This window comes from Aeoliella mucimassa, from assembly GCF_007748035.1.
Taxonomy (GTDB): domain Bacteria; phylum Planctomycetota; class Planctomycetia; order Pirellulales; family Lacipirellulaceae; genus Aeoliella; species Aeoliella mucimassa.
Window position 1 is genome coordinate 4007853 of the sequence record NZ_CP036278.1, and the last position, 20628, is coordinate 4028480.

At 60.7% G+C, this 20628-nt stretch carries 19 protein-coding genes; 10 read left to right on the forward strand and 9 right to left on the reverse strand.

Translation table 11 applies throughout. The features are described from left to right. Positions 1-181 precede the first annotated feature (181 nt). The 7 genes from Pan181_RS15575 to Pan181_RS26180 all read right to left on the reverse strand — a co-directional run bounded on the left by Pan181_RS15575 (position 182) and on the right by Pan181_RS26180 (position 7629). Entirely contained in the window at positions 182-1429 is a 1248-nt protein-coding gene (locus tag Pan181_RS15575; protein ID WP_145247926.1) for an AraC family transcriptional regulator, read from the reverse strand. A 34-nt stretch (positions 1430-1463) separates the two neighbouring features. Continuing rightward, positions 1464-2726, reverse strand: a complete 1263-nt coding sequence (locus Pan181_RS15580) for an NAD(P)/FAD-dependent oxidoreductase (protein WP_197528401.1) — start codon at positions 2724-2726, stop codon at positions 1464-1466. A 4-nt stretch (positions 2727-2730) separates the two neighbouring features. Beyond that, a complete protein-coding gene (locus tag Pan181_RS15585; RefSeq protein WP_145247930.1) occupies positions 2731-4779 on the reverse strand; it encodes a (Fe-S)-binding protein in 2049 nt (682 codons plus the stop codon). Continuing rightward, positions 4757-5746, reverse strand: a complete 990-nt coding sequence (locus Pan181_RS15590) for an electron transfer flavoprotein subunit alpha/FixB family protein (protein WP_145247933.1) — start codon at positions 5744-5746, stop codon at positions 4757-4759. The genes Pan181_RS15585 and Pan181_RS15590 overlap by 23 nt, the downstream gene beginning before the upstream one ends. A gap of 32 nt (positions 5747-5778) precedes the next feature. Continuing rightward, a complete protein-coding gene (locus Pan181_RS15595; RefSeq protein ID WP_145247935.1) occupies positions 5779-6525 on the reverse strand; it encodes an electron transfer flavoprotein subunit beta/FixA family protein in 747 nt (248 codons plus the stop codon). Between the two features lie 263 nt (positions 6526-6788). Further along, a complete protein-coding gene (locus Pan181_RS15600; protein WP_145247938.1) occupies positions 6789-7046 on the reverse strand; it encodes a hypothetical protein in 258 nt (85 codons plus the stop codon). Between the two features lie 40 nt (positions 7047-7086). Next, positions 7087-7629, reverse strand: coding sequence for an FkbM family methyltransferase (locus Pan181_RS26180; RefSeq protein ID WP_197528402.1), 543 nt, complete (start codon positions 7627-7629; stop codon positions 7087-7089). Positions 7630-7876: 247 nt separating this feature from the next. Here Pan181_RS26180 and Pan181_RS15610 point away from each other — a divergent pair, with 247 nt between their 5' ends. The 3 genes from Pan181_RS15610 to Pan181_RS15620 all read left to right on the forward strand — a co-directional run bounded on the left by Pan181_RS15610 (position 7877) and on the right by Pan181_RS15620 (position 9536). Beyond that, the gene (locus tag Pan181_RS15610; RefSeq protein WP_197528403.1) at positions 7877-8242 is read left to right on the forward strand and encodes a CbiX/SirB N-terminal domain-containing protein; all 366 of its coding nucleotides are present in this window, start codon (positions 7877-7879) and stop codon (positions 8240-8242) included. 391 nt (positions 8243-8633) lie between these two features. Beyond that, positions 8634-9008, forward strand: coding sequence for a hypothetical protein (locus tag Pan181_RS15615; protein WP_145247944.1), 375 nt, complete (start codon positions 8634-8636; stop codon positions 9006-9008). 213 nt (positions 9009-9221) lie between these two features. Beyond that, entirely contained in the window at positions 9222-9536 is a 315-nt protein-coding gene (locus Pan181_RS15620; protein WP_145247946.1) for a hypothetical protein, read from the forward strand. Positions 9537-9610: 74 nt separating this feature from the next. Here Pan181_RS15620 and Pan181_RS15625 read toward each other — a convergent pair whose 3' ends face one another. Continuing rightward, positions 9611-10375 (reverse strand): ImmA/IrrE family metallo-endopeptidase, encoded by a 765-nt coding sequence (locus Pan181_RS15625; protein ID WP_145247948.1) that lies wholly within the window; start codon positions 10373-10375, stop codon positions 9611-9613. 130 nt (positions 10376-10505) lie between these two features. Between Pan181_RS15625 and Pan181_RS15630 the strand changes: the two genes are divergently transcribed. From Pan181_RS15630 to Pan181_RS15660, 7 genes are all read left to right on the forward strand, one after another. Further along, the gene (locus Pan181_RS15630) at positions 10506-11036 is read left to right on the forward strand and encodes a hypothetical protein (protein ID WP_197528404.1); all 531 of its coding nucleotides are present in this window, start codon (positions 10506-10508) and stop codon (positions 11034-11036) included. 62 nt (positions 11037-11098) lie between these two features. Further along, positions 11099-12496: a 30S ribosomal protein S12 methylthiotransferase RimO gene (gene rimO / locus Pan181_RS15635; RefSeq protein WP_145247952.1), complete on the forward strand. Its 1398-nt coding sequence runs from the start codon at positions 11099-11101 to the stop codon at positions 12494-12496. 61 nt (positions 12497-12557) lie between these two features. Further along, positions 12558-13175, forward strand: a complete 618-nt coding sequence (pgsA, locus tag Pan181_RS15640) for a CDP-diacylglycerol--glycerol-3-phosphate 3-phosphatidyltransferase (protein WP_145247954.1) — start codon at positions 12558-12560, stop codon at positions 13173-13175. Positions 13176-13229: 54 nt separating this feature from the next. Then, positions 13230-14318, forward strand: a complete 1089-nt coding sequence (locus Pan181_RS15645) for a CPBP family intramembrane glutamic endopeptidase (RefSeq protein ID WP_145247956.1) — start codon at positions 13230-13232, stop codon at positions 14316-14318. A gap of 20 nt (positions 14319-14338) precedes the next feature. Further along, positions 14339-14641, forward strand: a complete 303-nt coding sequence (locus tag Pan181_RS15650) for a DUF167 domain-containing protein (RefSeq protein ID WP_145247958.1) — start codon at positions 14339-14341, stop codon at positions 14639-14641. Between the two features lie 79 nt (positions 14642-14720). Further along, positions 14721-16034, forward strand: a complete 1314-nt coding sequence (locus tag Pan181_RS15655; protein WP_145247960.1) for an efflux RND transporter periplasmic adaptor subunit — start codon at positions 14721-14723, stop codon at positions 16032-16034. 9 nt (positions 16035-16043) lie between these two features. After that, positions 16044-19448 carry an efflux RND transporter permease subunit gene (locus Pan181_RS15660; RefSeq protein WP_145247962.1) on the forward strand — a complete coding sequence of 1135 codons (3405 nt, stop codon included), beginning with the start codon at positions 16044-16046 and terminating at the stop codon, positions 19446-19448. Here the strand turns inward: Pan181_RS15660 and Pan181_RS15665 are convergent. Next, positions 19392-20351 (reverse strand): helix-turn-helix domain-containing protein, encoded by a 960-nt coding sequence (locus tag Pan181_RS15665; protein WP_145247964.1) that lies wholly within the window; start codon positions 20349-20351, stop codon positions 19392-19394. The two genes, Pan181_RS15660 and Pan181_RS15665, sit on opposite strands and share 57 nt — an antisense overlap. Positions 20352-20628: the final 277 nt, after the last annotated feature.

Sequence of the window (20628 nt, forward strand, 5' to 3'; positions counted from 1 at the left end):
TAAACGCGTGGCGACTTAGCGAGTTTACCGAATTCCGGCGGAAGTAGGGAGACCTCCACATCACCGGCGAGCCAGTTCGCTTCGTTTTATCACGACTAAACTAGTAAGCTATGGCTCTCACCGTCGAGCCATCCTAAAAGCTACTCAACAGAGCAACTGATCGATCAATTGCTCTCGGCGATCAATCGGCGGTGCGTACCCGCTTGCGATACTCGGAGGGAGTAATTCCCTCGGTCCGGCGAAAAACTCTCGACAGCACTTCGGCATGCAAGAAGCCGCAATCGCGGGCGATTTGCCGCAGCGATTTATCGGTCTCGGCCAACAGCCGCTTGGTCCGCTCGATCCGCGCGCGGCGGATTTCTTCGGCAGGCGCCCTGCCCAACAGATCGCGAAACCGTTGTTCGAGCACTCTCCGCGATGTCGGCACGTGCTCCAGAATATGCTTAACGTTGATCGGCCGATGCAGTTGCGCAGCGATGAAATGCAACGCCTGGCTCACCAGTTCGTCTTCCACCGCCAGCGTGTCGGTCGACGCATGTACCAGAATGCGGGCGGGGGGGATCAGTATCGGATCGGTCGGCGGCTGCTTGCCGGCCATCATGCGGTCGAGCAATTTGGCTGCTTCGAATCCCACGCGGTGCGACGACAGGTCGATGCTCGACAAACGAGGCCGCGACATCTGCGACGCGAGTTTGTCATGCTCGCCACCCATCACAGCGATGTCGTCGGGCACAGCGATCCCCGACTGGCGACACGCCTCAACCACCTGCCGGCCGCGGACATCGTTGAACGCCAACAGAGCGATCGGCTTGGGCAATTGCTGTACCCACTCCATCAACTCCAGTTGCTCCTGCCGGGTCGGTGCTCCCTCTTTCACGTTACGCGTGACGCAAGGATGCTTGTGGCACACGAATCCTGATTGCTCAATGATCTCGATAAACGCACTGCCAAACAAATCGGCGTGCTTCGCCCGCCGGCAATCGCCGAAGTAGGCAAATCGGCGAAAACCGCGATCAAGAAAATGCTGGGCGATCATCTCGGCCGACAGCCGCTCGCTGGTCGTGCAGCGAGGAATCAAACCGCCGTGGTAGGCATGCCACGAAACGTTAACCGCAGGCACCTTGGCCGCGACGATCTGATCGCCAAGCGACTCGGTCGTCACCCGGGCGATTACGCCATCGCCGCGCCAGTCGTCGGGCAGGTGCAGCACTTCATATTTGCCACGCGGCTCGTAGTAAATCACCCAGTTGGCATGATCGTTCGCGTAGTCGGCAATGCCTTGAACGATGTCGCTGCCCCAGGTGGTCGACGACTCCACGAGCAAAGTAACGTGCCGAAGTGGCTTTTCCGCCTCGGCATGCTTCACTCGCAACTCCGCTTCGCCGGCGGAGCGCTCTTTCGTCGCAGGCTGTTCGATCTCATTCGCCATCGGGGCTTGTTGCTAACCTGCTTTGCCTGAAGGTTCAACTGGCACTGGTTCCCGCGGGACGCTCCACTTTTCCGTAGTAGTTGCCCGCCATGGTGAGACAACGCTGCTCAATCTCGTCGCGTTGCTGGTATCCGTCCATCTCATAATAGCGATCCGCTTCGATCGATTCGATATCGTAACGCGTTTTTCCTTCAAGAATTAACTCGGCCATAATGACACCAATCGCCGGGCTTTGGACGATGCCATGCCCCGAGAACCCCGCGCAGTGGTACATTCCCCGTAGATTGGGCAGTTCACCACAGAACGGCCGCCCATCGGGAGTGAAGGTCATGATGCCGACCGTGAGTGTCATGGGGGTCTTCGGCGAGATCCAGGGGAAACGCTGGCTGGCCGCGTCGAGCAAAATCGCAACATGCAGCGAATCTCGGGCTGGCTTCATGGTCGACATGTCGAAATCTCTCGGCAACTTCGCCATCTCGTGCAGGTCGGGCTCGGCTTCGTAGCACCCGACGATCAGCCCTCCCGCTTCGGGACGCGAGTAGATACGCAGATGCCGATCGCGAATCGCAGGGCTATCCTTCGGCACCAGCACTTCAGGAATCGGCCGGGTGGTCAGATAGTAGTGGCCAATCGCAGCAGTCGGCAGTACCGTATCGATCAGTTCAGCATTCAGGTAGCTCCAGGGGCCACCCGCGTTCACTACCACCGGGGCGTGGTACTCGTCGCCGGTCGAGGTCCGTACGCCCTGCACGCGATCGCCGGCGGTGAGAATCTCGCAGACTCGCTCGTTCGTTTTGTAAGTCACGCCCAACTCGCGACCAACTTTCACGTACGCACTTACCAACTCCGCTGGCTGCAGGTGGCCGTCAGTGGGGCAGTAGCAAGCGTCCACAAGGTCGTCGGTACGCATGTAAGGAAGCCGCTGTTGCACCTCGTCGATCGGCAGATGGTCGATGTCGAAGTCGATCGATTTGCCCATTTGCACCAAGTCGCGAATCTCGGCGGCTCGTTCGGGAGTCTCCGCAACGCGTAAACTTCCAGTCCGCACGAAGATCTCAAGACCGGAGCGCGCTTCTAACTCGTTGACGATGCCGACTCCATCGATGAGCATGCGAGTATGCTCGGCGTTGCCGCGGAGTTGCCCCAACAAACCGGCCGCACGCCCAGTCGATCCATTGCCCAGTGGACCACGTTCTACAACGACCACCTTGGCGTTTCGCCTCGCTAGTTGCATGGCTGTACTCAAACCGGCAACACCACCGCCGATTACCACCACGTCACAAGTTGTCTGTGCCATTTCTCTATTCCTTCGTTTCAATACCATCGTTGGGCTGAGGAAGCGTTGCTTCGCACAGCACTTCCGCAATGTCTTTGACGTTGACAGGTGCTTTGCGATTCGCCATGCCGTCGGAGAGCATGGTGATGCAGAACGGGCAGGCGGCCGCGATTGTGTGACTGCCGGTCTCGATGAGCTCGTCGACTCGCGAGTTGCCAATGCGGGCGTCGGGCGCGTCGTCGAACCACATCCGCCCTCCCCCACCACCGCAGCAAGCAGTGGATTCTCCACAACGTTTCGGTTCGACCACTGGTAGCGTCCCCCCAATGGCCGCGCGCAAGATCTCGCGAGGTGGTTCGGTGACTCCTTGTGTCCGCGCCAGGTAGCAGGGGTCGTGATAGGTGACCGACTCGAGCCCCCCCTGCTCTACCGACAACCGCCCCTCCGACAGCAACTCGGCGAGCAACTCGCTGTGGTGTACCACCTGGTACTCACCGCCGAACTGCGGATAGTCGTTTCGCAAACTGTTCAAGCAGTGCGGGCAGTGCGTAACGATTTTTTTCACCTGATATTTAGAGAACGTCGCGATGTTTTGCGTGGCTAGCTCCTGGAACAGCAGCTCGTCGCCCATCCGCCGGGCGGCTTCGCCGGTGCAGCGTTCCTGCTTGCCGAGCACCGCGAAACGTACTCCTGCCTTGTGAAGCAACTGCACGACACTGCGGGCGATTTGCTGCGATCGGCAATCGAACGACCCTGCGCACCCTACCCAGTAAAGCATCTCGAAGTCGGGACACTCATCGACGGTTGGTACCTCGAGTCCCGCAGCCCACTTCATCCGCTCCCCAGCAGGCAGGCCCCACGGATTGCCCGATCGTTGAGTCTTCTGCAAGCTAGTAGCAGGTGCTCCGCGCAGGTCGCCTTCGACAATGAGATGCCTGCGCAGATCGGTAATCAGCCCCGCGGGGCTCACCCCAAGCGGGCAAGCCGACGTACATGCGTTACATGTCGTGCAGCTCCAGAGCGTCTCGGCCGATACCACCTCGCCATGCAACGATTGGGACTCACCGGTCGCCATACTGCGAGCCAAGTCTTGGACCAATCGCTTCGGCGACAGTGGTTTGCCGGCCTCGTGCGCGGGGCAATCATCTTCGCACCGCCCGCAGGCGACACACGCATCGAGCGACAAGAGTTGCTGCTGAGTGAAGTCGTTCAGCACTCCGACGCCGAGCGTACCGGTCTCTTCCACCTGCTCCAGGTCCACTGGCTGCAACACGCCAAGCTTCTCGTCGGCGAGCATCAGGTTCCACGCGCCCGCGACCGCATGCATCAAGCTGGTGTAGGGAATCGCCGCGACGAAGCCGAGGGCCATGATGCCATGCCCCCACCACAAGAGGTAATGCGCGAGTTTGGCCGAGGTTGCTGGCATGCCAAGCGACTCCAGCCCCAGGGCGCCGAGCCAGCCTACTGGCGAAACACCAGGCAGGCGAGTGGGATTGTCCAGCAATCGCAACGCCTCGACCAGATAGCCAGTCACTCCTATCGCGAGCAGGAGCAACAGCACCAGGCGATCCGCCGGTCGGCGGGCGAAGCTCTCATCGCTCACCGATCGTCGCCAGAGGAACACCGCAACTCCGGTGAGGAACACCACGCCGGCCGCGTCGAGCACCACCTCGTACACCGCGTAATACCATCCCTTATGAAACACGGGATTCCCCGGTTCGCGTCCCAACAGGTCGGCGAGGATATGTTCGATCGCGATTAAGCAAGTCCCCACAAACAGCACGATAAAACCATAAAACAGCATTCGATGGGCGAGCGAGGCGAGGGGGCGCCCGCGTAGTCGGGCGAGCGCCAGCACGTTTCGACAGAACCGCCCGACGAGTTGCGGCCCGCTTGGGATAACGGTCGGCTGGCCTTGTCGCCATCTTCGCACTCGGCGATAGACTCCAGCGGCGAAGGTTGCCATCGCCAGCACAGCCAGTCCGTAGAACACGAAACGGTCTGCCGACGGAATGTTACCGAACACTTCGCGTGTGAGCAGCGTTTGGCCTTCAGTAGCGAGCAGTGGCAGCATGGCTGTTCTTCTTGAGAGACTCAATAAGCTCTGGCACCGCCTGGTAGACGTCGGCCGTCAATCCATAGTCGGCCACATCAAAGATGGGTGCATTGCGGTCGGTGTTGATGGCAATAATCTTTCGCGAACTCTTCATGCCAGCCAGGTGCTGCACCGCTCCGGAAATGCCCAGCGCGATGTACCAGTGCGGGGCGACCTGCTTGCCGGTTTGGCCGACCTGCATGTCGTTAGGAGCAATGCCCGAATCGACCAGCGCTCGCGAACTGCCGGTAGCCCCGCCGAGCGCGTCGGCGAGTCCGCCAACCAGGCGTTCGAAGTCCTCCGACGACTCCACGGCCCGCCCCCCCGAGATCACGACGCTGGCTTCGGTCACGTCGGGGCGCGATGCGTTGCGGCTGGCGTGCTGCTCAATGGTCACTCGCGGATCGCTTGCCACCCCCTGAAGCTCGAGCGGTTGGATCTCGGCCGGCGACGCAAGTGGTTCTGCCGCGGCGAACACGGAAGGTCGCACCGTGACCACCGCTGGCCAGCAGCTTAGTCGCAGCGTGGTGACCACACTGCCCGCGAAGCGTGGAACCTCCGCTTCCAGCTCTTGGTCGCAGCGTTTCAAACTGGTTACGTCGGCGATCATCGCCCCGTCGACCTTTACCGCCACCGCGGGGAGCACGTCTTTCGCGAACGACGACGAAGCAGCCAGCACCAGGTCGATGCCTTCCTGCGCGACGGTTGCCGCGATGGCAGCCGACCAGGGTGCGGCCAGCGGATCGGCCAACTCCGGACGGTCGACCAGCAGCACTGGAGCATAGCGAGAAGCCTCGCCCGCAAGCCGATCGAGCTGATGCCCCGCGACAAGCCAATGTACATCGCCACCTGACTCAGCGGCCATTAGCTTGCCGCAGGCCATCGCCCGCAAGCTTGCTGGACGAAGTCCCGCTTCGTTCGATTCCGCAATCACTAGCACCTTCATGAAGTCTCCTCTCCGATGTCCGATACGTCGTGCTATGCTTTTGTGACCGCACGCAGTACGTCCGCCAACTCCTCCACTGAGTTCAACATGGCGCACTGGCGGTCGTTTGCCTCGGAGCGATGCGACACCACCCGCACGCGCGGCTGGTAGCCGGCGAGTAGCTCGTCGCCCGGGCGATGTTCAATCGGTTTCTTCTTGGCCTTCATGATGCCGGCCAGCGAAGCGTACCGCGGCTCGTTGAGTCGCAGGTCGGCAGTGACCACCGCCGGAAGCGTTCCCGCGACCACCTGCAGGCCAGTGTCGGTCTCGCGCGACGCGCGAAAGTGGCCCGCGTTGATTTCGAGCTTCGACACGAACGTGGCTTGCGGCCAATCGAGCATCGCGGCCAGCATCTGCCCAGTTTGGTTCGCGTCGTCGTCGACCGCCTGCTTGCCCATCAGTACCAGATCGGGCTGCTCGCTGGCGACAAACTGCTTGAGCAGACTAGCGACGCCCCACGGGTCGAGCGAAGTGCTGCACTCCATCCAGACCGCGCGGTCGGCCCCCATGGCCAGTGCCGAGCGAAGCTGCTCCTCGCACTCCGCGGGTCCGATGCTCACCGCGACTACTTCGACGTCCGTTTGCTCTTCGGCCAGGGTGATCGCCTGCTCCAAAGCAATGGCGTCGAACGGATTCATCATCCACGGAACATCGTCCGTGAGCAGGCTCGCGCCGTCGGCGCTTACCTCGATCCGCTGATCGGTATCAGGGACTCGCTTGATCGGAACAACAACGCGCATGGGCTCGGGTGCAGTGCATCAGGATAGGTGTGGCGTCGGTCGGATTGGGCTGGTTCTGGCCGTCCGATATGTGCTTTCCACTATGATACCCGAGCATTTTAGAACGCGTCATAGATCAACGCGCAAACCCGCTGATCGTATGCGCAAGGCTTGCGCTGCGAGAATTGCCCCTTTAGTCGGTTGTAATTAGGTAAACACTGGCGAGCCCGCCCCTCCCTTGAGCAGGCCCGCCTTCTGTGCGTGGTGTGTGTGTTTGCTCTCGGTTAAGCCGCCCGGCGAAGCTTCATCGCCCGCGGCACTGCCATCACGTCGAAGTGCTTGGTCTCGGTCATTTCCTTGCGGCTTACCGGTCCGCCAGGGCCATGCTCGATGCCCATGTAACGCACGACCTCGTAACCGAGCTTCACGAAGAAATCGTGCAAGGCGTAACGCTCGCTGGCGACCAGCTTGCGGAACACTTCGCAACGGATCACTGGCCGGCGTTGGGCCAGCACCGGCTGCAAGGTTCGCAGAATCTTCAAGTCATACCCTTCGGCGTCGACTTTCAGGTAGCTGAATCGGCTAAGCCACTCTGGGTACTCGGTCTTCAGCAGGTCGTAGAGATTGCGCCCCTGCCACAGTGAGCGGATGCCGGCGGCGGAACAGTGGCCACTTCTGCTGCGACTTGAATCCACCGTTGCAGTAGTTGCCGTCGGTGTAGTGGAACACAAACTCGCCGGGCTTTTCGGTCGCGGCAAAGTTGTGTGGCCTGATGTTGGTTTTCTCGGGATTCAGTCCCGCGTTGGCGCTGAGGATCTTGAACACGAACGGATTCGGCTCGAACGCCAGGCACAGCCCCGAGGCTCCCGCGGCCAGGGCCATCGGCACAGTGGTGTCCCCGGTATGAGCACCGATATCAATCACCAGGTCCCCTTCGCGGACAAACTGTTTGACCGCATCGACAATCGGCTGGGTAATCGACTTTTGAGTTTCCTGGGGGTGCTGCCATTGGGCGTATTCCACACTCCCGAGTCGCTCGAGTTCGAACTGTTTGACCTTGTACCCGAACTCTTGGGCTGTCGCGGCCGAAGTTCTGCCAAACGAAAGGAATTGGGCGAGCAACATGTCGACTCCTAGCATGGAAAAGCGGGGACTGGTATGACTTGGCCGGTGATGTAGCAAAAATCGGGGAGTCAAACTATGCAGATTCCCGCAGACCGACCGCAAAACTTTGCCTTCCGATAAATGAGCAACCTGGCCGACAACCTGAAATCGCTGGCCGCCGACTCGGCCCAACCGGTCGGAGTGGTGCTGGTGGACCATGGTTCGCGACGCGACGAAAGCAACGAGCTGCTGATCGCCGGTCCGGCGGTTGTTCCAGCAACAAAGCGGTGTCGACATCGTGGAGCACGCCCACATGGAGCTGGCCGATCCGACTGTCGCCCAGGCGTTTGCTGCGTGTGTGGAACAAGGCGCAAAGACCGTTGTGGTTTTCCCTTATTTTCTTTCGCCCGGTCGGCACTGGTCGCAGGACATTCCTCGGCTCGCCGCGGCGGCGGCCGCCGAGCACCCGGGCGTTTCGCACCTGGTGACTGCTCCGCTGGGACTGCATTCGCTGATATGCGACGTGATTTCCGAGCGCATCACGACCTGCCTTGCCCACCATACGCAAACTGGCCCAACGTGCCGATCTTTGCGACGATGCAGCCCAGTGCCAGCTTCGCTAGCAAACGCGTGACTCGGCGGATGCTTCTTAACTGCATGCGGTTTCTGACCGATACGAAAGAAGTATTTGTATCGATTGAATTCTTCAATCTACGCCCAACGCCCAAACGGCAAAGGAATGCTGTCATGCGTCGCTCTCTGGTGATCGCCGGTGCGCTCTGTCTCTCGCTCTCTGTTACTCGTGGTGTGTCGGCCGATGAGATTCGGGCGTTCCCTTCGATTGGTCCTGATCCGCTGACGTTTAATGACTCCGACATCACTCCGGAGATCGACGACTACGACGAAGAGGATGGTAGAAGTACAGCAGGAGCCAGTCGTTTCGCACGCAACCGAGTCGCTCACCAAGCAAGCCAAGCACCGAAAATCACAATCCCAATCGTCCTGCTGCTCCGCGATCCGCGTTCGTGCCCGGCACCGGCGTGTTCCTCGAAGGTTGCAGCGACGACTTCGAAGATACCAGTTGGAGCTACTCGTTGCGGTTGCCGAAGAGCAGCTACGAACAAGACGACAACCAACGCGCGCCTGGCGGCATCTCGAACAACCGCCTGTGGCACGAAGGGGCGAAGCGCGGCACGCCCGACATCGTTCGCCGGGTGGCGACGCCGCCGGGCGGGATCGCTGGTAGCCAGGGTGCGCTGCTGTTCCAAACCAAAGACTCCGGTATGCCGGGTCGGGTCACCAACGAGCAAATGCAGGACGACCTGCTGATGAAGTTCGATCACAAACTGGGACGTTCGATTCCTGTCACCTGGCAACCAAGCTGCACGCGTTGCCGATAAGTGGGAAAATCGTACGGGAGCCTCCTTCGGTATGCGGGCCGATTGCCGTGGCACCACGCCGAAGGGCGAAACCGACGCGTTCTGGCCTGGTATGTTCTTGTTGTTCCGCAGCGAAACCTCGCGCAACATCGATCACGACCATGCCCAGATCTCGATTCGCTCCAATAGCAAAGGTCAGGACATGCGTAGCCTGAACATCGAAGAGCCTGGCTGGTGGACCATGGGCATGAGTTCTCGGCCGACGGGCAAATCCACTACTACGCCAGTCCTGGCGTCGACGACCTCACGGAGGAAGACTACCTGGGTTCGAGCTATCCGTATAGCTATAAGTGCTTGTGCATGCAGAACTTCTTCTTCAACGTGGCGAACTGGGACAACGGAAAGAACTGGAGCACCCCGTGGGTGATCGACGACCCAAGGTCTTCGTGCAACCACCATCCGGATGACCAGCAACGACATCTATCGCAAAAAGGGTCAGCGGGTACCGACGTACCCGATTACCAAGGAACACGACGAAGAGCACGGTAAGTACAGCAAACGTGGATTCTTCGGGCTGTTCAAATAGCGGCCAACGCTGCGGTGCCTGGCACGAACCTCGATGGTTAGTGCCAGGCTTCGACTTCGCTGCGCATGATCTCTCTCCGCCAGTCGGGTTCATGGATCGGCCAGCACCGCACCGACGTACACGACGTAAGCTCACTGTCATGCGGCTCGGCACGAGCCGGCTCGCCGAGATGGTGCGCCCGCTGCCAGCAATCGTACTCGGTGTCGAGCAACGCTTGCGGGCGGACTCCTGAGTTGCTGTTTCGCCAGGACAGGTGCCCTTGGTCGAACACGCTGATCACTACCGGGGGCGACATATCGAGCATCCGCCGGGCGATCAGTTCATGGCTGGCGGTCCAGAATACTCGCTTAATTTCCAGCAGGTCCCAGTCGCACGCGAGCGCGGTCTTGCGAAACCAGCGGGCGGGCAGCAACAGCCTGGCGGCCAGTAGATTGGCCACCTGCTCGCGACCACCAAAGGGAGCCGTTCGCGGGTCGATCGTTAAGCGGGCAAACACTCGCTCGGCGGCAAACTCGCCCAGTTCGTGGGCCACGGCAAACTGCCGGCGTTCGAATCGCTGCTCTTCGCCCAGCACGATGGTGGTCGCTGTGTGGTCGGTAGCTGGCGGCTGGTGCTGCGCGGAGAACCTTACCAGCCGCGCCCGCGACGATTGCAGCAGGTCTTCGGTCACGACGAGTCCAAGCCGAATGGCGACCAGGAACGCATCGACCGCTGGCTCGCAGACGCCAGACTCCCACAATAGTTCGTCCACGGTCGAATCGAGGGCAGCAGACCAGTCTTCGTAGGGAATATCGGCAAACATGGCACACACCGGGCTGGAGGAGGATTTGTGTTCGCATGTTCACTATACCAACATCTCCTCGCGATACAAGCAATAATCCGGAAAAACTTCGCAGCTTGCCTGATCCGTAAAGCCACGGATAGTCACCAAGATGACAAGTCGGCTGCCGAATTACTGGTTGCGGAACGACTGGCTCGACAGGGCTCGTGGAATCGCCGTGCAGGAGGTCCCCTCGATGGATTACGAACATACGCAACATAGTCCCCTTCATTGGTTGCTCCTGGTGCCGGCCGGGGCGATGCTGCTGTCGGCCGCGTGGGCGACCGAATCGCCGGCGGTGGTCGCGGTGCTGCTGGGCAGCGGGCTAATCACCGGGGTGCTTGGTTTTAGCTTCGGGCGACTAACGGTTCGCGACGAGGGATCGCGGCTGGCGATCGAGTTCGGCCCCCTGCCGCTCTTCCGCAAGACCGTGGAGTACCACGAGATCACCGACGTGTGCGTCGCCCGGTCGTCGTGGATCGATGGGTGGGGCATCCATTGGATGCCTGGGCGGGGGACCACGTACAACCTGTGGGGGTTCGACTGCGTGGAACTGCAGCTTGGCAACCAGCAATTGCGGGTCGGAACCGACGAGGCGGAGAATCTGGCCGAGTTCCTCCGCCAGCGGCTAAAACCCCGGTAAACTGGCCAATTATTCGGTAGCGGGACCTCGCCAGAATTGCCCGCTTCGCCTAATCTAGTGGAATGCAAGAACTCCCCATTGCCTCGAACCGTCCCGCGACTCCCCAACCCGCTACCCCGGGCAATAAGGGGCGTTATGCCTTTATCAGTTTGGGTTGTCCCAAGAACCTGGTCGACAGCGAGCGGATGCTCGGTCTGCTGCAGCTCGACGGCTACGAACTGGTCCCCTCGCCCGACGACGCCGACTTTGCGATCGTCAACACGTGCGGCTTCATCGAGTCGGCCCGCGACGAATCGTTTGCTGCGATCGACGAGATGCTCGAGCGTAAGCGTCAGGGGCTGCTGCGGGGGGTCATTGTGAGCGGTTGCCTGGCCGAACGCCAGCAAGAGCAACTGCTGGAAGACCGGCCCGACATCGATCATTTGGTTGGCGTGTTTGGCCGCGAAGAAGTGACCAAGGTGGCCGACCGCTTGATTGGCGGACTCGACGAGCAGCGGCTGGTCTTCAAACCGGCTCCCGTACGAGCGCTGGCCGACACGCAGCGGATGCGAGTCACCCCCAGGCACTTCGCGTATCTCAAGATCTCCGAAGGGTGCGACCGGCTGTGCACGTTCTGTGCGATTCCCAAGATGCGGGGCAAGCACGCGACCAAGCCGATGGAAGACGTACTGGCCGAAGCCCGCGAGTTGGCCGCCGACGGCGTGAAGGAACTGGTGATCGTCGCCCAGGACACCACCTACTATGGCATCGACCTGTATGGCGAGCCGCGCCTGGCCGAACTGCTGCGGCAACTCGAGGCCGTCGAAGGCATCGACTGGATCCGCTTGATGTACTTGTACCCGATGTACTTCAACGACGAGTTGATCGATACGATAGCCGCGTCGGACAAGATATTGCCGTACCTGGATATGCCGCTGCAGCACATCAACAACCGGATGCTCAAGCGAATGCAGCGCCGGGTGACTCGCGAGCAGACCGAAGAACTGGTCAGCAAGCTTCGCGAGCGGGTGCCCGATCTCATTCTGCGGACCACCATGATCACCGGCTTTCCTGGGGAGACCGAGGAAGAGTTCAACGAGCTGGCCGAATACCTGGCGACCGAGCGTTTCGAACGCCTGGGAGTGTTCACCTACTCGCTCGAACCCGATACGCCAGCGGCCCGCTTGCCGGATCACTTGGACGAAGAGACCAAGAACCGGCGCCGCGACACGTTGATGGCCCTGCAGCAGCAGGTGGCCTTCGATTTTGCCGACGAGCAAGTTGGTACCCAACAGCCGGTGCTGATCGACTCGCCGGTGCCGGATGAACCAACTGCCTGGATCGGCCGCACGATTGCCGACGCTCCCGACGTGGACTGCGTGGTGTACGTGACCGGCGAGCAACTTTCGGCCGGACAGATGGTGACCTGCGAGATCGTCGCCCGCAGCGATTACGATTTGGTAGGAGTCGCCCTCACTTAGTTGGCCCGCCTGCCGCCTAGCCTGTTTACCCCTGTAATCTACTTCAGCTCCTAACTTTGCAATGCCTGCTTCGGCCGATGGAATCGTCTGGAATGTCCCGAATCGACTCTCGGCAGCACGGATCGTCCTGGCGATTCTCTGCTTCGTGACGATCTGCCTGGAATGGTACCTGCTGAGCCTGGTGCTGTTTGTGATTGCCTCGGCGACCGACTGGCTCGATGGATACTGGGCCCGCAAGTACAACCAGATTACGCAGCTCGGGCGCATTCTCGATCCGTTTGCCGATAAGGTCATCATCTGCGGTACGTTCATTTTGCTAGGGGCGGTCGAAGGTTCGTTGGTGCCCGCCTGGGTGGCGGTGCTCATCACCGCTCGCGAGCTGCTGGTCACCGCGCTGCGGAGCTTGATTGAGGGTCGCAGCATGGATTTCTCGGCCAAATGGGCGGGTAAATGGAAAATGGTGGCCCAGTGCGCGGTGGTCATCTTGAGCCTGTGGCGGCTCGGTCGGGCAGCCGCCTGGCAGCCCCCGTCGCTGGTGCTCGACAACATATTGATCCTGATGGTGCTCGTTGCCATCATCTCCACGGTCTATAGTGGATGGGGGTACGTGAAGCTCGCCATCGTGATGCTCCGCCCTGCCGACAATACGACCGACTCGGCCAATTCGACCAACGCTTAGCTGAACGGCAAAAGAGTTTGCCGCCCCAGCGACTAACCACCCTGCAGCCGCACCATGGACCAAGCCAACCTGGAAGTTTCGCCCTTCGCGGCGATGGTGTTGTCGTTCGTGCTGCTGGCGAGTCTCGCGAGTTGTGCGATCTGGATCGCGCGGTGGACTTCTAAAGGCTACGTACTTGGCCATCAACCACGACGCCCGGTTCCGTGGGGCTGGGGAGCCGCGCTGCCAGCGATGTTGCTGACCAGTGCTGCGGTGCTGTCGACCATCACCAAGCGGCTGCAACCGCCGGTGGAGGAAGTCGCCGAGTTCGATGCCACGAGTTTTCTCGACTCGCAGGTGTCGTTCATCGTGTTCCAATTCGCCTTGTTGCTCGGCGTGATCGTGCTGCTGGTGATCACCTGCGGCGCCAGAGGTCGCGACTTCGGTATGCCTCGCTCGGTGACTCAGTTCTTCGAGGATATAGGACTCGGACTGTGGTCGGGGTTCACCTGCTTGGTGCCGGTCTACGTGATCCAGGTGCTCAGCGTGATGGTGCTCGGCATCCCCCCGGGACATCCGTTGCTCGACCGCATGATGGAGAACCCCGACATGCGGGTGTTCATCGCGGCCGGCTTTTCCGCGGTGATTGCGGCTCCTATTCTGGAAGAGATCATGTTCCGCCTGCTGATGCAGGGGGGACTCGAACACATTGAGCATCGCGCGCTGAATCCCCCGCCAGCATTGGTGGAGCCCACGCTCGCCGAGGAGTTGAGCGAGGAACCGATTCCGGCTCCATCTCCGGTGGATACTGCCGCGGCCGACGCCGCCCCGGCCGAACCGCCGCCGACGCCGACTATCGGGCGAGGGAGCGAAGTGTGGGAAGAACTGGAACCCGATCTGACAGTCCTCCCCCCCGAACCACCAAGCGGGCAGGGAGCCTTGCCCGGGCTGGGGATTGGCTGGGGGCCGATTCTGGCTTCGTCGTTCTTTTTCGGCCTGGCTCACCTTGGCTCGGGTCCGAGTCCGATTCCGCTGTTTGTGTTCGCTCTGTTTCAGGGCTATTTGTACCAACGCACCCACCGCATCGTGCCGTGCATTGTCGCTCACATGCTGATCAACAGCATCTCGATCGGCACCATGGTGTTGATGCTGCTCAAATCCTGAGGCCTGCGGCGACGCTTGCCATGCTCGATCTCGAAATCCAAGGCGACGCGGTGCTGCTGCCGGTGAAAGCCCGGGCCGGCGGGCGTGTGAACGGAGCGACCGGCGTCCGCCAGGGGGCCCTGCTGGTGTCGGTGACCCAGGTCGCCGAAAAAGGCAAAGCCAACAAGGCGATTGCAGCAGTGCTGGCCAAATTACTCGGCTGCAGCAAGTCGCAGCTGGATCTCGTGCGAGGGGCCACTTCGTCGGAAAAAGTGTTCCTGGTCTCGGGAGTCGGGGTCGAAGCCATCCAGGATCGCGTGAAACAGATACTCGGCGACGCGTAGCGCCGTTGTCGGTATCGAAACTGGCGACTAATATAAAGAGCTTGCCCTGTAAGCCGTATTTTTCTGCGAGTCTCCTTCGATGTCCAACTGGACGCACTACCTGGTCCGCTACGTCACGCTCACGGTGATTACCGTCTTTGCGCTGGGAATCATGGTTTGGGTCAGCATGCGCGACGATTCCGCTGCTCAGCGCGCCCGCGAACAACTTACCGCCCCGCTGCCGGTGGTCGCTCAGCAGAAACCGCTGGTGGCGGTCGCCCCAGTCGAGGCGACCCTGTGCGAAGTGACCACCAAGTTCAGCGGCAAGATCCGCCCTTGGGAGACCTACTCGCTGAGCTTCGAGCAAGCGGGCAAGATCGTTGAGCTCGGCAAGGACGAAAACGGCCAGCCGCTCGACGATGGTAGCCGAGTGACTGCAGGGCAGATGCTCGCCAGAATCGACGATCGCGTGCTGCGTGCCCAGGCGGCCGAAGCCGCGGCCAACCTGGAGCAAGCCTCGAGCGACCTGACCCGCGCCCGGGAAGTCCGTGCCGGCGGGTTCGGCGGCATCACCGAGTCGGAGTTCCAGGAAGCCCTGACCAACGAAGCCCTGGCCAAAGCCGCGGTGGAGGTCGCAAACAAAAACCTGCAAGACGCGGTGCTCTACTCGCCGGTCGATGCGACGATCGCCCGCCGGTTGGCCGAGCCAGGCGAGTCGGTCAACAGCCGCGAGACCGTGTTCGAGCTGGTCCAGAACCAAGACGTGCTGCTGGTGATCGATGTGCCGGAGTCGCAAATCACCGAGCTTCAGCAACGCGCCCTCGCAGTGCGCGAAGCCCAGGCGACCAACACCGACGACGAAGAAGCCCGCCTGTTCCGCGCCCGCGTGCAGTTGGAATCTCGCGACCGCTTCGGCGGCCGACTGCCGATGATCAGCGCCCAGGTGTATCGCATCGCCGAGCTGGCAGATACGCGAACCGGGTTGTTCGAAGTCGAAATCAAAGTGCCCAATCCCGACCGGCTGCTCCGTCCTGGCATGGTCGCGACCGCCGAACTGGTGATCGACCGCCTGAGCGCGTACCGGGTTCCGGAATCGGCCGTGCTGTTCCGTGGCGACGAAACCTACGTGTTTGCTCTCGAGGAGCAGGACGAACCTCTGCAGGTGATGTTCTGGACCTTCGACCAGGTGCTGCTGCCGACCGCTCACAAGGTGTTGCTCGAGCAGTGGATCGACCAAGGCGATACGTTGCTCGTTCCTTCGACCACGGTCGACTTGCAGCAGGTTGTTGTTCGCGGGCATCAACGTTTGTCGGATGGTCAGCACGTGCGAATCACCGACACCGAGTCGGCGACCAGCACCGCGGGGCCGACCGATGAATCGTCCGACGACTCGATGGCTCAAACCCAGCGGTAGCTCGCCCAGATGAAGATCAGCAACTACGCCATCGACCGACCACGGATCGTTACCGTGCTGACACTGCTTGTCATGCTGCTGGCGGTGTTCGCTTGCCTGCTGACTCCGGTGCAGCGTGCTCCCGCGATCAGCAAAGCGGTGATCCTGGTCGCGATCCCCTACCCCGACTCGCAGCCGAGCGAAGCCGAAAACGAAATCGCCCGCAAAGTCGAAGACGCCCTCAGCGAACTGCAGAGCGTCGACTACCTGGCTTCGACCAACATGCGCGGCTCGTCGGTCACGCAGATCATTTTTCTCGACGATGTCGATCCCGACGACGCCCGCCGCGAAGTGAAGGACCTGGTCGATCGAATTCGCAACGAGCTTCCCGCGGGTCGCGAAGTGCAACCGGTGATCACCGATATCGACTTCGAGAACATGCCGCTGATGTTGGTGAGCATCACCGCGCCCGACGCAGTCGACGATCGCACGCTCAAGGAGATCGCCGAAGACGTACAGGAGCAGCTCGAAACCGTCGAAGGGGTTGCAAACACGCAGCTGTTCGGCGGCAAGGAGCGTGAAATCCATGTAGACGTCTATCCTGATCGCATGGTGCAGTACGATGTGTCGCTCGGTCAGCTTCGCCAGGCTTTGTCGGATTTTCATGCCGAGGTTCCCGCAGGGGCGTTCACCACCGGCGAGTTCGATCGTCAGATTCGCAACGAGTCGAAACTCCGCAGCGTCGACGACATTCGCGAAGCGATTGTCACCAGCGCCGAAGGGCGCGTGATTCGCGTTCGCGACGTTGCCAAGGTGGTCGATACCCACCGCAAGGTGCTCAACCTGGCTCAGCTCAACGGGCAGCGTTCCGCGACGATCGTCGTGAACAAGGAAGCCGACATCAACACGCTCGGCGCCGCCGACGGGGTGAAGCAAAAGGTCGAAGACCTCCGCGATCAATATCCTGATCTCAAATTCTATACCTCCCGGAGTGCGTCGGACGAAATTTGGGTGATGTTCCGCGTGCTCGGCTCGAGCGCCGTGTTCGGAGCGATGCTGGTGCTCATCATCCTCGGTTGGACGATGGGCCTGCGGATCTCGCTGCTCGTGCTGCTCGCGATTCCGTTCAGTACCGCTGTAGGGTTGGTGTTCCTGTACGCCACCGGCATTCCCATCTCGAACATGGTGGTCTTCAGCTTTATCCTCGTGCTCGGCATGGTCGTCGACGGCGCGATTATCGTGGCCGAGAACATCCACCGGCACATCGAACGTGGCGAAGAACCAGTGCACGCCGCGAAGGTCGGCATCGAAGAAGTCGGGCTGCCGGTCATCGCAGCCGACATGACCACCATTGCTGCGTACTTGCCGATGCTACTCGTGCCCGGCATCATGGGCGACTTCATGGGCGTCATGCCTAAGGTGGTGAGCGTCGCGCTGGTCGGCTCGATCCTGGTCGACCACTTCATCATTCCCACGCTTGCTGCCCGTTGGTATAGCCGGCGCGAGCCGAAAGCCAACGAAGCCGGCGCGTTCGCGAAGCTCACTGCAACCAGCGAAGCCGACGAATCGCACGAAGCGGCCCGCGTCCGCCCGAACATCGGGTTCTTCACCCGCATGTACGCGTGGGTGCTGCGTGAATCGCTGCAAGGCATTACTCCGCTGTTCATCATCATCTGGTGTGCGATCGGTGTGTTCGGGGCTGGTAAGCTCATGACGCATCTCGGTTTCAATTTCTTTCCTGCGAGCGATCGCGGACAGTTCATCGTCAAGTACGAATTGCCGCTCGGGTACAGCATCGAAGAAACCCTCGCTGCTTCCAAGGTGATTACCGATCGACTGGATGATTGGAAAGAAACTGGCATTCTCGTAAATTACGTGACTTCCGTAGGTTCTGCGTCGGCCATGGCGACGCGCGTCGACGACGATCCCGCGACCGGACCCGAGTTCGGCCAGGTGCAAGTGGAACTCGTTCCGCCGATGGATCGCACGGTGCACTCCCGCGAAGTGATGAACTACCTGCGCCGGAACGTCGAACTGCTGCCCGGCATGAAAATGACCATTGCCGAAGTGCAGGACGGCCCGCCCGGCGGGGCGAAAGTCTCCGTGCGTTTCACCGGCAAGGACGTCGCACAACTCGGCGATATTGCTAAGACCACGCGCGACAGCTTGAAACAAATCCCCGGCACCCTCGACGTAAAAACCGACTACCGCGACGATGCTCCCGTGCTGATCATCGAACCCAAGCCCGAAGTCGTGGGACTCGCAGGGCTTACCGAAATGCAAATCGCCCGCGCGGTGCAAACCGCCATCGCCGGCGACACCGCGGTGCAAATCACCCTCGACGACGAAGATATCAACCTCCGCTTGCAACTCGCTCCCGAGTACCAGAAGCACCCGGAAGATCTCAAACGCTTGCTGCTCACCGGCCCGGATGGTCGCGAAGCGTCGATCGGTTCACTTGCGAAACTCAATCGCGATGTCGACCTGTTTAGCGTGAATCGATACGAACGCAATCGCGCGGTGATCACCAACTGCGATGTCGACGACTCAAAGCAACCAGCCGAGGTGTTCGGCGTGCTCGCCACCGAAGTGCTGCCGGCCATGGGTTTTCGCCCGGTCGAGGGAGCCGAGAAAACCGTGGAGGGGTACGCCAAGCAGTTCATCGGCAAAGCCGCGAGCGATGCCGAAGGAGTGCAAGCCGAGTTCGCCGGCGAGAACGACGAACGCGACAAAAACTTCGGATACCTGCTGAACAGCATGATCATTGCCGTGATTCTGATCGCTGCGATTCTGGTGATGCAGTTCAACAGCTTCCGCCAGGCAGTGGTCGTCATGTGCACGGTTCCGCTCAGCTTCATCGGGGTGATCCTCGGTATGTGGGCTACCGACTCGCCGTTTAGTTTGGCCACGTTCATCGGGCTCGTGAGCCTAACCGGCATCGTCGTGAACGACGCCATCGTGCTGGTCGACTTCGCCAACCAGGCTCGCAAGCGCGGGCTTTCGGTTCGCCAGTCGCTGGTCGAAGCAGGTGTCAATCGATTGCGTCCGGTGCTGCTGACTACCGTCACTACGTGCGGCGGGTTGTTGCCGCTGATGCTCAACATCTCCGGCGGCGCAGAGTTCTGGCAACCATTGACCGGAGCGATCGTGTTCGGGCTGATGTTCGCGACCATTCTCACGCTGCTGGTGATTCCGTGTGCGTACTACTTCTCGTATAAGTTCCCCGCGTGGATGCAATGCATGATCGTTGTGCTGCCGCTCACTGCGATTGTCTGGCGCGTGCTCTACGGCATGGACAAGACGGACCTTCAGCGGATGCAACTTACCGTGTGGGAAGGCACTGGTACCGTACTGGCGATAGGACTCGTGTTGTGCGGGCTACTCGCCCTGAACGCCCTGCGGCAAGGCAAGTCGCTGGTCTGGAACGACTGCTAAACCGCTCACCACCCCGACCGGCGAATGACTATCCGGGCGATTGTTTCCCACTTCGGCCAACTCGATCGAGTGGGAATCTATTTCGCACAGCTCCGAAGCGACGTTTTCCTCGGGATTTACGCGGTTTTCAGTCGCACACGAGGGAGAATCCTCCGTCGATAGATTCCCACGTGGGAAACTATTCTCAGCCTCCTCCACCGCCGGCGACGACGCATCGCAGGCTTCGGCTGGCTCTTCGGGAGCTTCGTCGGCGACCTCCAACGGTTCGCGTTCAGGCTCAGTCTCCTCGGGCTCCACAGTCTCCTCGGGCTCCAGATTGTTCGAAGCGGGCTCTTCGGAATCGGGCTCGTCGCAGTCCACTTCGCCCTCGTCCAACTCCTCGTTGTCCAACTCGCTAGCGTCCCATTCGCCATCTCCCCAGTCATCTAGCTCCCAATCGTCTACATCCGCACGGCAAGCCGACTCCTGCTGGCCGGCCGCATCGCGGATCAACTGGGCCACCTGCTCGGCGATCGGCTGCCCGGTGAGTTGGATGATATCCGCATGCTTCACCAGATCGTGCGCTCGTTGGGCAAGTTGCTCGATATCGCTCGGCTGCAACCGCTGCTGACGCCGCTCCTCGCGCCGCGCCCGCTCCAGGCGTTCCTCGCGTTCCAGCATCCAGGCGGCCGCCCGCCAGTGAGTCGCAGCGAACTTGCGCATCGCATGCAGCGGGTTCAACTCATGTGCTACCCGCGCTTGCCGCAACCGCTGGTCGAACCCCTCGTCGGCCCGGCGCTCGTTCACAATCGTTTTGCGGCTACACCCCACGTAGCTGGCAATCCGCTGGTAGCTCATCCCGGCGGTCAGCAACGTGCAAATTTCCCGTTTTTTGGTCTCATCCAGCACTCGTACTCGTCCCATGGTTGGGTCCTTTCTTGCGACAACACTAACTATACATGCGAACACATGCGCACTAGTTGTTGTAGCAAGTCAGGTGGCCATTTCCTAGCAAAAAATGGACAGAGAATCGGGCAAGAATTCGCCGCAAGCGAAGTCGGCGGCGAGGCCCGGTAGTGGACACCCCGATGGAATTCAGCACACCTTTTTTTGGGGGACAGCATCGCTATCGAGCTTGGCATCTAGATAACGACACGATGTTCTCCCTCATCGGCAGAGAATAGGCTGTGATTTTGGTGGG